The sequence below is a fragment of the Clostridium sp. genome, assembly GCF_051654825.1.
Lineage (GTDB): Bacteria > Bacillota > Clostridia > Clostridiales > Clostridiaceae > Clostridium.
Map to the genome: position 1 here is coordinate 25,777 of NZ_JBOFYU010000242.1, position 15,382 is coordinate 41,158.

A 15,382-nucleotide genomic window follows, 5' to 3' on the forward strand; every position below is an offset into this window, starting at 1 on the left:
ACTAATACAGCTCTATATGTTTTATAAACTTCCTTCTATAGATATTAGGCTAGATACAAAAATATCTCTATTACCTAATGTTTTGTAGAAAATATTATTACACTTTGCAGTAAAATGTATTTCTTCACAGTCATAATCATGAGGTAAATTTATAAATATACTAAAAGGTTGGTTTCTCTCTAACATGTATAAAGAAGAGTACTCACCTTCTGTTAAATATTCAATTCTATCAACTACAAAACCTTTTAGTATGACTTTTTTTCCGGTAGAAGAGATGTTATCTATAGCTGTATTTTTTATAGAACTTATCTCATAATACTCATCTATAGTAGCAGTGGTAAAAGTATTGATAACCTCACCTATACTAGGTTCAAAATCTTTCAAGTGATATTCATTTTCCATACTAAATTCTTTGAATGTCGATAAAGCACCTTCTAAATATAGAGTATCACTTTTAGTATTGACGATGTGTTCACTATTATCTTTTAGTACATATATATAGCTAAAATCACTAAAATGAGCTATTTTATTAGATGATATTGTTGGGGAATACTTATAGTCGTAAGTAAGCAATAAATTAGACCCAGCCTCTAAATAAGGAATACAAATGCCATTTAAAGGATTTATATCTTCAATATTTTCACCATCAATAAAAACAGAACCATCAATAAAACTTAAGCTTTTATTAAAATTATCTTGTAGATGTAAACTCTTAATATTAGTAGTACCTACATTATTTATTATGGTTTGAACTTGTAAAATATCATCAGCCTGTAAAGTATCAGTAGATGATATTTTAACAATATCAACAGAAACATTTTCTACTTCAAGTTCTAAGGAATCACTAGAAAACTCTTTTGTTGTAGATTCTTCATCAAAGTGATACTCACATACAGCAATAGCTTGAAGTTTTAGTTTGTTTTGATAAGGTAAATTAGAAATCATAAAATCGAGACTGATATTTTTACTTTCATTTATTTTTAGAGTTCCTATATCTAATTTAGGCACTAAATTTTTTATAAAAGCATTTCGATCATTAATACATAAAGAGTTTTCTACATAAGAAACATCTTCGGCTAAATCTATATTAAGCTTAATATTACTACAATCTACATTTCCTAAGTTGGTAATGTTTAACATGTATTTATTTATAGAGTTTAACATTACAGTTTCAGAACTACATTTATCATTAATAGATATATTAAAATTTCGTATATTAAGTTGTAATGAATTAGATTCTTCTTTTATAGATGTAAAGTTATTTTTATTATCTATAGTATACTTTGCAACAACAAGACTTTTAGGTATTATATTTTGATAATCTAAAAGACTATCTAAGGTATATCTAATAGCTAGATTAATAGTTTTACCTATAGCTAAGTTATCAATGGTTATACTGTCACTATTTTCTATATAAGAGCCATTCATAAATATAACTTTATTACATTTTTTTAAAAAATCATTTTCATTTAAATATAAATTAACATCAAATAGATTTATATTACCTGTATTTGTTATATTTATATTTTTAGTAAATTCTCTATTAGCATCAATAGACTTATCTATTATAAATTTATTAATTTCAATAGATGGGTTAAGTATAATTATATTTTCTTTAAAGCTTTGAGTTTTCTTAAAAGGCATCTTGCTCTTTAAATCTCTAAATGTATAATCTATATTAAAACAAGTTTCTAAATTATAATCTTTAATAAAGTTATGCTTTGCAAAAAATTCTATATGAATTCTTTGAGAAACATTTATATTTGGAAGAATAACATTATTGTCTATTAAATTCTTACAAGGTCCATTGTTTATTTTTATTGAATCTTTATCTAAAACTAAATCTTCAGGTAGATTAAGCTTTAAACATATATCCTCGAGGCCTACATTACCCTTATTTTGCATTTCTATATTAAAGAATATATAATCACCTTTATAACAAATTTTTTCTAAAATAGTAGAATCTTTAGATGAAGGATTTGAATTTATATCAATAATATTTAGTAGCGGATTATTTATATAAAGCTTATTTTTATTAGAATATACTGTTTCTGTATTAAAACCAGTATCTGATTTATAACTATATTCTAAAGATACTCTATCATTTAGAGGATTTGGTCTAGGAAAATCAATAACTTTAAATTTATAAGATATATTTAAAGATTCACCAGACAAAATTCTTTCTAAATTTAATGTGTTAAATATGTTTACATCATCGTAAACGTATCCATTTACAACAAGACTTTTGTGTACAAATTCAAGAGCATCATTTAAAGGATGATATATTTTTAAATTTTCACAATCGACACTACCTGTATTTTGTATAGATAACATACAAGATACTATATCTCCTATTTGGGCAGTATAGTTACTCATGCACATATCAAAATCATTATTTCCAATTCTAGCGCCTACAACTGTTGTACTAACTTCATTTGAAAAAGTTTTTAATGTAGGGCGTTCATTATAATTATAGGAAACTGTTGAATGAGAATTTTCCTTAGGTAAAATATCTATAGCTCTAGCTTTATAACTAAGAATAACTTTTTCTTGAGGGTCAACATCACCTATAAAAATACCATCTTCAATATTATTAAAATTTTCAGCAACATTATTAATATATAAGCTATAATTAACAAACTCTAAACCAGATGTTAGATTATCTTTGATAATTACATTAGTAGCAGTATAATTACCTGTATTTATAGCCTCTATAGTTATATCCAAAACATCACCAATATTACAACTATCTGCACTTTGAAACTTCTTAAAGTTAGTTGTATCAAATATAGGGCTAAGAACAGTAAAGTTTTGGTTGTTACTAGATTGAGATATATTTCTTGTTTTTGTTTCATAATCTAAATTAAAGAATATATTTTCTAAAACATCTAGTGAAATTACTTTAGTTTGGAAAGTTATAACTAAATCATCACCACTATCTAGGTCACCTAATTTTACAGGGTGATAAATTGTTTCACCTATCTGATAAATATCATTTATAACCAAAGAATTTTCTATAAACTCAAGACAACCAATATTATTACTTAGTAAAACTAAATCAAATAAATCTGTTTTAGATGGATTTGATATAGATATAGAGTGAGTTAATATATCATCTATAAATCCTTCGTTTTTATCAATTTTATAGACAAAGTTATCCTTATTAATAATATTATCACTATCAATTTCAATGTTAATTGAACTAGAAGTTATTATTATTTCTTTAGAATTTATATCCATATAACTTAAGCTAGGCTTTAAAGAAATAGATTTTATTGCAGTATCTCCTTTAACATTAACCTTAAAATTAATACAAATAGATTCTTTAGCACCTACTTTATCAATAGATATAACATCATTTGATACATGGATATTACAGTTTGGAGAAACAATACTATTTTTACACAAAATAGCATTAAGTGGTATATAGTCTGAAATCTGAATGTTTTTAATATCGTATATAGAGTTATTTTCTAATGAAATTGCAAAATCAATATCTTCATCTATAAAGTACTTATGTCTAGAGGTTGTAATTCTAAAGTCATCTTCACTTATTTTACTTAGAAAGTCTATATTGAAATCATCACTTTTATAAGTAAAATCTAGTAAATTAGAATTATCAATAACATTAAAGCTTAAATAGCAACATATTGATTCAAAAAGCTTATCAGGTACTTTAGTAACTATAATAGGTATATTTATACTTACTTCAAATCCAGGATCTATATCTCCTAAGTTTACAAAATTATTTACAAACGCATTGCAATTATTATCTAAAACGGTAAATACACTATCATTTAATATCAACTCAAATAAGCTATTCTCAATCGTATGTTCAGATATATTTTTTATATCTAGCTTAATATTTGTCTTTTGATTTACACATAAGTTATTATCATCAATACTTATGTCAATATTAATGTAATCTAATGCACTATTCATAAAATCACCTACTTAAAAATACTTTATCCTATTTTTATTATTATGATTAAACCAAAAGATTTATTAGTCTAATTACATTTATAGATGCACACATTTTCTAAAATTTAAATATTATAGTTAAGAAAGCAAATTAGTTTTTGTAAGGGGGTAGTCATTTTGTCAATGTTTGAAATGAATAATTGTAATTGTGGATGTGCAACAGAGTCTACAATAGTTACAGGTAACTCGCTAGATTTAGATGTTAATTATTGTGAAGCAGAAATAAGAGCAGATGTAGTTGTTTCTGAATATAATTCAGTTAGATTATGGGGTCAAATTATAAATTGTGAAGGAAAGCCTGTACCTAATGCATTAATAAAATTATTAAAAGTAGAGTGCAAAGGAAAGCAAGTTAGCTATAAGGGGATAGCTCATACTATAAGTGACTGTGAAGGATTCTATCAATTTGAACTATGTGGAAATCATGATAAGAGTGATTGCTATAAACTATTAGTTAGTAAAGCAGCATATGGACCAGAAAGAATAATAAATTCAGCGGATGGAAATTGTGATCCATGTAATCCTAATAACAATAGTTTTGACCCATGTAAGGAATATAGCCCAATAATAACACCTCCAGGAAGTTGTTGTGATAACAATACTGATTGTGGATGTACACCAACTTATTATTCAAAGAGAAAATATTAAATAATAAGTTTAAATAATGACATATATGACTAAGACATTGTAGTGAATTAAATCAAAAGAAGCCTATCGGATGATAGGCTTCTTTTATTTAATTGGATTTAAGTAAAACCTGATTAATCCAGTCTGTATTACTTAGATACCACTTTATAGTTTCTTTTATACCACTATCAAAATTATACTTAGGTTTCCAGTCAAATTCCTTCTCTATTTTAGAAGGATCAATAGCATATCTCAAATCATGACCAGGTCTATCTTTTACATAGGTTATTAGACTAAGATCTTTTCCTAAGGCATTTAAAATAGTCTTTACTACCTCTAAATTAGTTTTTTCATTATGACCGCCTATATTATAAACTTCACCACTTATACCTTTATGAATTATATGGTCTATAGCAACACAATGATCATATACATGAAGCCAATCACGAACGTTTTTGCCATCGCCATAAACAGGTAATGATTCATTATTTAAAGCTTTATAAATCATAAGAGGAATTAATTTTTCAGGAAATTGATAAGGTCCATAATTATTAGAACATCTAGATATAGTAGTGTTTAATCCATAAGTTCTATGATATGCATTTACTAATAAATCAGCACTTGCCTTTGAACTAGAATAAGGAGAACTTGGATTTAAAGGAGTGTTCTCTGTAAAAAATACATCAGGTTTATCTAAAGGTAAATCTCCATAAACTTCATCAGTAGAAACTTGATGATATCTAGATACATTATATTTTAAACTAGCATCTAGGAGTACTTGAGTTCCAACTACATTAGTTTCTATAAATATAGATGGATTTTCAACAGATCTATCAACATGTGATTCCGCAGCAAAATTTACAACTATATCAAATTGTTCTTTTTCAAATAACTCTAATATATACTCTCTATTTGCTATATCAGCTCTTATAAACTTATAGTTTTTATTTAAATAAGTATCTTTAAGATTTTCTAAATTACCTGCATAAGTAAGTAAATCTAAATTAATTATTTCATAATCTTTATACTTATCTAACATATAATGAATAAAATTTGAACCTATAAATCCACATCCACCAGTAACTAAAACTTTTGTCATAGGACTATAAACTCCCTTCTATTTCTTTAAATCTTTTCAAATTATTATCTTTTTCAGATAAAACAACACGGTTAACTTTACTTATTGGCCACTTTATATTTATATCGATATCATTCCATAAAAAGCCGCTGTCATATTCAGGCATATAGAAGTTAGTACATTTATAATTAAAAGTAGCTGTTTCGGATAAAACTAAAAATCCATGAGCAAAACCTTCAGGAATATAAAATTGACGTTTATTCTCAGCAGATAAAGTAACACCTTCCCATTTCATATACGTAGGAGAGTCTTTTCTAAGATCTACAGCTACGTCATAAACAGACCCTTCTGTTACCCTAACTAATTTACCTTGAGGATACTGTGTTTGAAAATGCATACCTCTTAAAACGCCTTTTTTAGATTTTGACTCATTATCTTGAACAAACTCCATAGTCAATCCAAAGTTATGAAAATCCTTTTTATTATAGCTTTCCATAAAATAGCCTCTATTGTCACCGAATATCTCAGGTTCTATTATATACAAATCTTTTATACTTGTTTTTACAAATTTAAAATTTCCCATAATTATTCTCCTTCAGCTATTTTCATTAAATACATTCCATATTCAGTTTTTAAAAGAGGTTTAGCTAACTCAATTAACTGTTCTTTAGAAATATATTTTTGTCTATACGCTATCTCCTCTAAACATGCTATATATAAACCTTGTCTAGTTTGAACTGCTTCTACAAAATTACAAGCATCTAATAACCCTCTATAAGTCCCTGTATCAAGCCAAGCCATACCTCTACCGAATAGTTCAACCTTTAATCTACCACGATTTAGATATTCATTGTTAACTGAGGTAATTTCTAGTTCACCTCTATCTGATGGAGTAACATTTTTAGCAATTTCAATTACATCATTATCATAAAAATAAAGTCCAGGAACTACATAATTAGATTTTGGTATTTTTGGTTTTTCTTCTATAGAAAGTACATTGAAATTTTCATCAAATTCAACAACACCAAAAGCAGATGGATTGTTTACATGATATCCAAAAATTGTTGCGCCATCACTATTTACTGCGTTTTTTAGCCTCTCAGTGAATCCATATCCATAGAAAATGTTATCGCCTAAAACAAGAGCAACCCTATCATTTTCTATAAACTCCTCACCTAAAATAAAGGCTTCTGCAAGTCCATTAGGGTGTTCTTGAACCTTATATTGTATATTTAATCCTAAATCACTACCGTCATTAAACATTTCTTGATAACAAACAATATCTCTAGGTGTAGATATAATTAAAATATCTTTTATACCAGCTAACATTAAAACAGACATAGGATAATAAATCATGGGCTTATCATATATAGGAAGTGCTTGTTTTGAAATTGCCTTTGTAATAGGATATAGTCGAGTTCCAGATCCTCCAGCTAGTATTATACCTTTCATAATAATCATTCCTTTGTAATTTAAATTTTGATTATACATCTACGTTAATACTAATTATATTCAAATGGTTCACTAAAGTTTAAATAATATAGAAATTATTATTGTATGAAATTTCAAATCAAAGGTTTCATTGTAAGATTTATTTGAATAGTATGATAATAGAGCAACTAAATCGATAGTAAAATTAGAAGAAAGTGGGTTTTGTATGGACGATAGAAAAATTTGCTTTATATCAGCTGTAAACAATGATTTTGAATATAATCAATGTTTAATACTCATAAATTCTTTAAAGGTACCAAAAGGATTTACTATTGAAACCATACCTATTAGAGGCGCTAAATCTATGTGTGAAGCCTATAATAAAGGCATTGAAATGACTGATGCTAAATATAAGGTATATTTGCATCAAGATGCTTATATATTGAATTTAGATTTCATACAAAATATATTAGATATATTTAACAGTAACAATGAAATAGGAGCTATAGGTATGTGTGGAGTTAAAAATCTACCAAATTCAGCTGTTTGGTGGGAAGGAAACGAACTTGTTGGAAAAATTTATGAGAAGAATGGTCCATTTTTCGGAGTTTTAGGATTTAAAGAGGTTGAAAATGAGTATGAGATTGTAGATGCTATTGACGGCCTAATCATTATAACTCAATACGACGTTAAATGGAGAGATGATGTTTTTGATGGTTGGCATTTCTATGATATATCACAGGGAATTGAGTTTAAGAAAAAGGGTTACAAAACAGTAGTTCCAAAACAAAGTACTCCATGGTGTATGCATACTAGAGGTGTAACAGATATGAATTTATATTATTCATATAGAGATAAATTTTTAAAAACTTATAGTTATTAAAATAGAGACATTATAAATTAACATAAATAAAAAATTATATTGCAAATATAAAAATTAATGAGGAGGATATACCATGAATAAGTTAGATGAAACTATACAATTTTCTGCAAATAGAGGGTTAATTTGGTTAGCGAAGAGTCAAAATCCAGATGGATCATTTGGAGAGCTTTACCCTATAACAACAACAGCTTTGGCTATTTTATCTTTTGAAAAACAAGCTCAAAAGCAGTGTACTTCAGTATTAGATCCTTTATATACGTATTTCTCTCATGTAGATAAAGCATTAAAATATATATTTTCTAATGCAAAAGTAAGTGATAATGGAATATACTTTGATGATTATGGTAGTATAAATATGCCAACAGGAGCAGTGTTAGCAGCTTTATCAGGATTGGGATGTGAAGAATATGTAATAGCATTTGACGAATACTTACCTATAAATGGATACACTATAAATCAATTAAAAGCCGAAATAACTCAATATTTAGCATGGAGCCAAAATCCTGATGGTGGATGGGGAGAGCATAGTTGTACTTATGATATATGCTCAAGCAATGTAGTGACAGGATATGTAGTTTTAGGATTACTGATGGAGTCTTGTTATGGATGTTGTATACCTAAATCTATATTAACAAAATTAAAGTCATGGGTGGAGTATATTCAGAATCCAGAAAATGGAGGAGCAGGAAATTACTCGCCTAATGAAGGTATAAATATACTAAATACAGGTAATTTAATCCAACAAATGTTTTTATTAAACTATCCATCTAATGATAATAGCTTAAAATGGGCAAAACAATATATAGCTAACAATTGGAGTAAACCAGCAGGATATTTAAGTCCTGGATGGAATAATTATCCTGTTGCTGATTATCAAGCTACAATGGCATTAACATTAGGATTGGGATTATATGATGTAGATTATATAAAAACTTCTAGTAATGTTTGTATTTATTGGCATAGAGATATAGTAAGAGTATTATTAAGTCAACAGCAACAAGATGGTTCATGGCCTGCAAGTAAAATCAAATTTGAGCAAAGTGATCAAGTTTTATCTACAATATGGGCTATTTTAACTTTAGAATATATAATAGCATGTACTTTATAATGTATAAGTAAATAAAAAGAAGAGTGGCTCAATTTTGAGGCACTCTTCTTGTATTTACTAAAATAAATTATCAACGAAAGGAATTTCTAAAAAAGAATTATATTTATTAATTTCTTCATCTATTTTATTTGTGATCAAATCATAATTATTAGATATATAATCAATTTTATCTTCTATACTAGATTTTAAATTTAAATCATCTGTAAATACAATTAAATCTTCACAGTTAATAGACTTAACAAAGTCCATAGACTTAAATCTATAACCTAAGCAAATAAAAGGAGTTCTAGCTACCGATGATATAATATTTGCATGAAGTTTTAGATTTATTGAAAATACACACTTTTCTAAAAGCGTCAAAATTTGACCTGCACAGTATAGATTTGTATCTAAAGTAACATTTCTAGGATCATTTATGGAATTATAAAGATTAGTACAAGGAGCAATATCTTCATTCCACATAACATAAATATATAGTCTATAACCTGATGCAATTAAAGATTTACAAACTTTTGTTAAAGTACTTTCTATTAAATGTTCATTATTTCCATATATTTTATTGAGACAAGTACCCCAGTTAATGGCAACAATTGGTTTGTCATCAGTTATTTTCAATATAGGAGTATACTCATACATAGGTTTAGGTTTTAACAAGAAACAAGGATCACCAGAAATATTTATATTAGACATATCTATAAAAGATTTCTCTAATAGTTTATATGTTAAGGGACCTCGAACACCAAAAAATTGACCATTAAGCGATATCTCGTTCAATTTAAACTCTGTTGAGTCTGAAAATAAATATGGAGGGGACTCAGATGATTCTAATAAATCGATAAAATCTTTTTCAGCCCAATCATATCCACTTCCCCATACCATAACTTTTTTACCAAGATTTATAGCATTATACAATATATTTATATATCCATCTAATAAAATTGAACCGCCTCCAAGGACTACAACATCAAATTCACTTAGATTATAAGAATCAACATAATTATAGGTTGGTATAAGTTCAAAATCAGAAGAAGGTAGGTATTTATTACATAAATCTCTGAATATTTCAAGCATAAGTTCATCACCAATATTATTGAACCCAACCCAACCTATATATAAAATTTTCTTCATAAAAACCTCCATACATTAAATTATTTTCTAAAAGTAGGATTGTAATTAGATAGTGAATTTCTATAAGCTTGCAATATATCCTCAATAATAATTTTTACATCAAACTTATTCTTACCCCAGGTAGTACAAGCTGTAGATAAGCTAGATAGACTTTCTTTATGGTTATATATATATTTTAAATCTTTATATAAGTAAGAAGCATTATTTATCTTACTAGACTCGTGATCACCGAAATAAACTCTCCAAGAGTTATCTAAATTATTTTCATTTAGTATACCAAAATAACCATGATTACCAGATGCTATTATTGGTTTTCCAAAAGACATAGCCTCTATAGCAACACGGCCAGTTCCTACAACACAATCACATGCCAAATAATAATCATTTAAATCGGTTTTAGGTCCTAATACATGTATATACTCTTTTCCTAATATAGTATTAGCTCTTTGAGCAGAAGCAGTTACTTTATCTAAATCAGGGCCATCACCAATGATTAGAACATGTATATTTAAGTTTTCTAGCCTTCTAAGATCTCTAGAAACACGTATTAGATTTTCTGCAACAGCAGTTTTTCCCCAGGCAATTCTACTACAATAAAGAACAATTAATGCATCTTCATCTATGTTTAAATCAGATCGTATAGATGAATTACAAGATAAACATAATGATTTATCAAAATCAACGGCATTAGGAATAACAGTAGATTGTATATTGTAGCCTAATAGCCAATCATAAACCGGTTGACTTACACTTATAACAGAATCTACTAATTGAAGTCTATCATAAGCTATATCTTGGTAATAAAGTCCATGAACAGTGAACACACATGGTATACCAAGATCTTTACATAAATCAATGCATATAGATCCTGAAGGAGACTGATGTGCATGAACAATAGTTATTTTTTCTTCCTTTATAATTTGAGTTATTCTATTCATATATCTACTTTTTTGATTTAAATCAGTAATAATATGAAGTGGAAAGTCAACATTATAAATTTTACAATCAAGCTTTTCAAACTCCACAGATAAAGGGCCATCATCAGCTATTAAAACAACTGATACACCTTGTGAAATAAGTTCTTTAGCTAATGATAATACATGTGTTTCAGTACCACCTATATTAAATCTATCAAGTACTAGTAATACATTTAAATTAGAATTATCTAATTCAATATTATTAGATTTATATAAACCTCTAGATCTTTGTTTTTGATGAACTCTATAGTTATAAAGTATATCAGTCAAGTTATTTACACCAAAAGGTAGTAATCGAGTTATAAATTCATAATCTTCAACTAAAGGTAGTTTTCTAGAGAGACCACCAATTTTATCAAATATATCTCCACGAATCATTAGAGTACCATAACAAACGCAGTTACCACCTTTAGAGTAAATATCTTTTATATGTTCAACGCTATACGCTAATCCATTAGGTAATATTTTAGGAGTAGGATCTTCATTTGAAAAAACAGAATAATTACTTCCTATAACACCTATATTAGGATTGTTCTTTAAGTACTCAACTTGCTTTTCTATTCTATTTTCAACAGATATATCATCACCATCATGGAATGCTATAAATTCTCCTTTACACATGAAAAGGCCCACACTTACAGCTCCAGAAAATCCAACATTTCTAGGTAAATTAATAACTGTTAAATAGTCTTTGTTATCAAACGAATGAAAGTTATAATCTATCCAATCATGTATAATATCTAGGCTATTATCTGTAGATGCGTCATTTACTAATATGACTTCAATATTTTTATATGTTTGGTTTAATATGCCATCTAGACAATCTTCTATATAATTTTCATTATTATAGTTAGTTACAATTATACTTACTAAATCTTCTTCTCTTTTATATAACATACAGCCACTCCTTCATATAAGATATGAAATAAATATTTCACTATAAAGTTAATATATGATTAAGGATGATAATATGATATTAATGAATAAAATTAAATTAGAGGGAAGTAAAATAATGAATATATTAATGATAGTGGATGACTTAAATATAGGTGGAACGGCTACACATATATTAAGCATATCTAAAGAATTAATGAAAAAAAATTTTAAAATAACTGTTATATCAGGAACTGATGAAATGAAGAGTGTATTCGAAGATATAGATATAAAAGTAATACACCTAGATTTTAATGATAAATTAAACTGTATTTGTGAAAAAGTAAAAGAATATATTCACTTAAATAGTATTGAAACTATACATGCACATTTATCAAAGAGTATAGAAATAGCTAATCAGATGAAAAGAAAATATGACATTAACTATATAGTAACTTTACATGGAATGTTTTATGATGAGAAAGTTATAAAGATGTGCAAAAATTCATTAGGAATAATTTGTGTAAGTTATCCTATAAAAAAAGAAGTAATTAAGATTTTAGGAATAGACACAGGTATAAGTATAGAGGTTATACCAAACTTTGTTACTGTAAATGAATATAAAACAGTAGATATAAGGAAAAAACTTAACATTAATAAAAATATTAAATTAATAACTTATTGTAGTAGATTAAGTAGTTCAAAAGGAATACTAGCAGAAAGATTTTTATTTGAATTTTATCAGGTAGCAAAAGAAAGAGAAGATGTGCATGCTATTTTAATAGGAGATGGGGTACGTAAAAGAAACATTGATTTTTATATACAAAGTATGAATGAATCATTAGGAAGAAACTGTATACACTCAACAGGAAGTGTATACTATCCTCAAGATTATTTTAAGGAAAGTTGTATAGTAGTGGGTACAGGTAGAGTAATATTAGAGGGATTAAGCTGTGGGGCTACATGTATAGCAATAGGAAGTATGGGATATGCAGGAATTATAGAACCTGATAACTATGAAATGATGTATAACACATATTTTGGAGAACATGAAATACCAAAGTATGTTAATCGTAGTTTCAAAGAAAGTTTATATATGGCTTTAGATTCAAAATATGATAATGATTTACTTATTAATAATGAGTCCTGGATAGATTTAAAGTTTAATAAAGAAAAATGCATGTTAGACTTAATTGATATGTATAAATTTGTAAAAAACATAACGAAAACATATAAGTAACCATAATATAAATTTGAAACAATTAAAACTATTCGAATGGAGGTAATTAATTGAAGAAAAAAATAATAGTAACATCTAAGTTTAATATAATGCAAGGTGAAAGAAACAGCGCGTATGCAAGTACACAAGAAATCAGAAAAAATATTGATTGGATAGAAGAAAGAATGGATATTTTTTATAAATATACATTAAAATGTTTAAAAAAACAAACAAATCAAGATTTTATAGCTGTATATGCTTATGATGATTCTACAGAAGTATATATACAAGATGCAATAAATAAAAGAGGAACATTGCCTGAGAACATTATGTTTGTTCCAAAAAGTAAGTATGAATATACTATAGATGATTTAAGTAAGGGATACGATAGATTATATTTGACTAGGTTAGATAGTGATGACTTGTATATAAACACATTTATAGAAACGCTACACAATATACAAATAAAGGATGATACAGAAGCCTTAACTTGTAACTATGGTTATATGTATGATAGTGTAAATAATCGAATTGCTAAAATATGGCATATGTCTTTTACATTCTATACTTTAATATATAAGTTAGATGAGGAAGCAGTAAAATATTATACACTACCTATGACCCCACTAGAATATCTTACAGATTTATCTCATTTTGATATTATGAAGTATAGATATGAATATATAGATGGATATAATTTTATATGGAATATACATGGGAAAAATGCATATAGTGTATTTGCTAAATATGATTATTATCATTTAAAAACAGAACAAATTATAAATAGTGATAATATAAAAAACGATATATTAAGTAAATTTATATAGTGAAAAAAGGGGCTAATTAAATTTAGCCCCTAAAAACTTATTTTAACCTATTTTTACTATCCTTACATTAAAATCTGTAATAGTTCCAGAAGTAGAAGAAACTAGGAAATTCAAAGTGTAAGGAACAACATTAGTTGTAACTATAGTACTTAAACTAACAGGCCCAGATAGGTTATTTAATAAACTGCTATTAGTAGATTTAGCAAGTGTATTTATACCATTTTTAATTATAAAAACTACAGGAGAAGAATTTATACCTGGAGTTATAGAGCTTGTGAAACTAGCATTGGCACTTACTAAATAAACACCAGAATTATTTAATATAACATCAGATCCAACAATAGTAAAATCAGTACCATTAGAAGTAGTTACAGTTGGAGTTATTGGTATACCTATTAAATAAGATGAAGAAGTTGTTGAAATATTAATAGAACCTAGAGGGAAGCCAACTCCAGTAACACCAGTGATTCCAATACTACCAATAGAACCAGTAGGTCCTGCAGGACAAATAAGTCCAGTACAAGCAGGGCCAGTAGGACCAGTAGGGCCAGTAACACCAGTGGGACCAGTAGCCCCTTTGTTACCAATAGCGCCAGTAGGGCCAGGTGGACAACTTACTCCACTACATGGAGCTCCAGTTGCTCCAATATGTCCTGTGGGACCAGTAGGACAATTAGATCCTACACAAGACGCACCAGTGATACCAGTAGGTCCGGTAGGACCGCTACAACAAGGCCCAGTCGCGCCAGTAGGGCCAGTATCTCCGATGATACCAATAGCACCAGTAATACCAGTCGCACCAGTTAAACCAGTAGGCCCAGTAGACCCAGTACAACAAGGCCCAGTAGGTCCGGTATAACCAGTAGATCCAATAATACCAGTCGCACCAGTATAACCAGTAGGTCCAGTACAGCAAGGCCCAGTCGCACCAGTGGGACCAGTAGAACCAGTAGGTCCACTAACACCAATAGAGCCAGTAGGACCAGTAGAACCAGTAGGTCCAGTAGGCCCCGTAGGACACTTAAAATTACATTTTAAATTGTCTGAACCAGCACAATTACTCATAATAAATAGACTCCTTTCAAATAGAATTTTTTAAGTTATCCAATTTTTATAACTTGAACTGAAAAATCAATAATATTTCCAGAAGTACTAGAAACTACAAAATTTAATATAACAGATCCACTAGAAACATCTATAACAGTTGAAGTTTCAACAGGTCCTGCTAGACCATTTAAAATACTACTGTT

The 15,382-nt window shown here is 27.9% G+C and carries 11 protein-coding genes and 1 pseudogene; 5 read left to right on the forward strand and 7 right to left on the reverse strand.

Annotation, left to right across the window (positions count from 1 at the left end):
• Positions 1-21: 21 nt before the first annotated feature.
• Entirely contained in the window at positions 22-3,942 is a 3,921-nt protein-coding gene (locus tag ACRDBA_RS14885; RefSeq protein ID WP_438573717.1) for a hypothetical protein, read from the reverse strand.
• 156 nt (positions 3,943-4,098) lie between these two features.
• Between ACRDBA_RS14885 and ACRDBA_RS14890 the strand changes: the two genes are divergently transcribed.
• The gene (locus tag ACRDBA_RS14890) at positions 4,099-4,629 is read left to right on the forward strand and encodes a hypothetical protein (protein ID WP_438573718.1); all 531 of its coding nucleotides are present in this window, start codon (positions 4,099-4,101) and stop codon (positions 4,627-4,629) included.
• 88 nt (positions 4,630-4,717) lie between these two features.
• On the opposite strand, the gene rfbB is transcribed toward ACRDBA_RS14890, so the two are convergent.
• Genes rfbB through rfbA form a run of 3 tightly spaced genes read right to left on the reverse strand, consistent with a single transcriptional unit; the run spans position 4,718 to position 7,138 of the window.
• The gene (gene rfbB / locus ACRDBA_RS14895) at positions 4,718-5,707 is read right to left on the reverse strand and encodes a dTDP-glucose 4,6-dehydratase (RefSeq protein ID WP_438573719.1); all 990 of its coding nucleotides are present in this window, start codon (positions 5,705-5,707) and stop codon (positions 4,718-4,720) included.
• A 4-nt stretch (positions 5,708-5,711) separates the two neighbouring features.
• Positions 5,712-6,269, reverse strand: a complete 558-nt coding sequence (gene rfbC, locus ACRDBA_RS14900) for a dTDP-4-dehydrorhamnose 3,5-epimerase (protein WP_438573720.1) — start codon at positions 6,267-6,269, stop codon at positions 5,712-5,714.
• A 2-nt stretch (positions 6,270-6,271) separates the two neighbouring features.
• Positions 6,272-7,138 (reverse strand): glucose-1-phosphate thymidylyltransferase RfbA, encoded by an 867-nt coding sequence (rfbA, locus tag ACRDBA_RS14905; RefSeq protein WP_438573721.1) that lies wholly within the window; start codon positions 7,136-7,138, stop codon positions 6,272-6,274.
• A gap of 205 nt (positions 7,139-7,343) precedes the next feature.
• Here rfbA and ACRDBA_RS14910 point away from each other — a divergent pair, with 205 nt between their 5' ends.
• A complete protein-coding gene (locus tag ACRDBA_RS14910; protein WP_438573722.1) occupies positions 7,344-8,000 on the forward strand; it encodes a glycosyltransferase family protein in 657 nt (218 codons plus the stop codon).
• Between the two features lie 73 nt (positions 8,001-8,073).
• Positions 8,074-9,108, forward strand: a complete 1,035-nt coding sequence (locus ACRDBA_RS14915; protein WP_438573723.1) for a hypothetical protein — start codon at positions 8,074-8,076, stop codon at positions 9,106-9,108.
• A 57-nt stretch (positions 9,109-9,165) separates the two neighbouring features.
• Here the strand turns inward: ACRDBA_RS14915 and ACRDBA_RS14920 are convergent, their stop codons facing one another.
• Entirely contained in the window at positions 9,166-10,236 is a 1,071-nt protein-coding gene (locus ACRDBA_RS14920; RefSeq protein WP_438573724.1) for a polysaccharide pyruvyl transferase family protein, read from the reverse strand.
• Positions 10,237-10,256: 20 nt separating this feature from the next.
• Entirely contained in the window at positions 10,257-12,110 is a 1,854-nt protein-coding gene (locus ACRDBA_RS14925; protein ID WP_438573725.1) for a glycosyltransferase, read from the reverse strand.
• Between the two features lie 73 nt (positions 12,111-12,183).
• Between ACRDBA_RS14925 and ACRDBA_RS14930 the strand changes: the two genes are divergently transcribed.
• Together ACRDBA_RS14930 and ACRDBA_RS14935 are read left to right on the forward strand one after the other, a co-directional pair.
• On the forward strand, positions 12,184-13,326 hold the full coding sequence (locus ACRDBA_RS14930; protein WP_438573726.1) for a glycosyltransferase: 1,143 nt from the start codon (positions 12,184-12,186) through the stop codon (positions 13,324-13,326).
• A gap of 50 nt (positions 13,327-13,376) precedes the next feature.
• Complete coding sequence (locus tag ACRDBA_RS14935) at positions 13,377-14,132, forward strand: glycosyltransferase (RefSeq protein ID WP_438573727.1); 756 nt, start codon at positions 13,377-13,379, stop codon at positions 14,130-14,132.
• Positions 14,133-14,582: 450 nt separating this feature from the next.
• Here the strand turns inward: ACRDBA_RS14935 and ACRDBA_RS14940 are convergent.
• Positions 14,583-15,146, reverse strand: a pseudogene (locus ACRDBA_RS14940) (hypothetical protein); the annotation flags it as partial.
• Between the last annotated feature and the right edge of the window lie 236 nt (positions 15,147-15,382).

Excerpts from the sequence above, each read along its gene's own strand:
- ACRDBA_RS14930 (WP_438573726.1), top strand. The coding sequence starts at position 12,184 with ATGATATTAATGAATAAAATTAAATTAGAGGGAAGTAAAATAATGAAT.
- ACRDBA_RS14885 (WP_438573717.1), bottom strand. The coding sequence starts at position 3,942 with ATGAATAGTGCATTAGATTACATTAATATTGACATAAGTATTGATGAT.
- ACRDBA_RS14910 (WP_438573722.1), top strand. The coding sequence starts at position 7,344 with ATGGACGATAGAAAAATTTGCTTTATATCAGCTGTAAACAATGATTTT.
- ACRDBA_RS14925 (WP_438573725.1), bottom strand. The coding sequence starts at position 12,110 with ATGTTATATAAAAGAGAAGAAGATTTAGTAAGTATAATTGTAACTAAC.
- rfbC (WP_438573720.1), bottom strand. The coding sequence starts at position 6,269 with ATGGGAAATTTTAAATTTGTAAAAACAAGTATAAAAGATTTGTATATA.
- ACRDBA_RS14915 (WP_438573723.1), top strand. The coding sequence starts at position 8,074 with ATGAATAAGTTAGATGAAACTATACAATTTTCTGCAAATAGAGGGTTA.
- rfbA (WP_438573721.1), bottom strand. The coding sequence starts at position 7,138 with ATGAAAGGTATAATACTAGCTGGAGGATCTGGAACTCGACTATATCCT.
- ACRDBA_RS14920 (WP_438573724.1), bottom strand. The coding sequence starts at position 10,236 with ATGAAGAAAATTTTATATATAGGTTGGGTTGGGTTCAATAATATTGGT.
- rfbB (WP_438573719.1), bottom strand. The coding sequence starts at position 5,707 with ATGACAAAAGTTTTAGTTACTGGTGGATGTGGATTTATAGGTTCAAAT.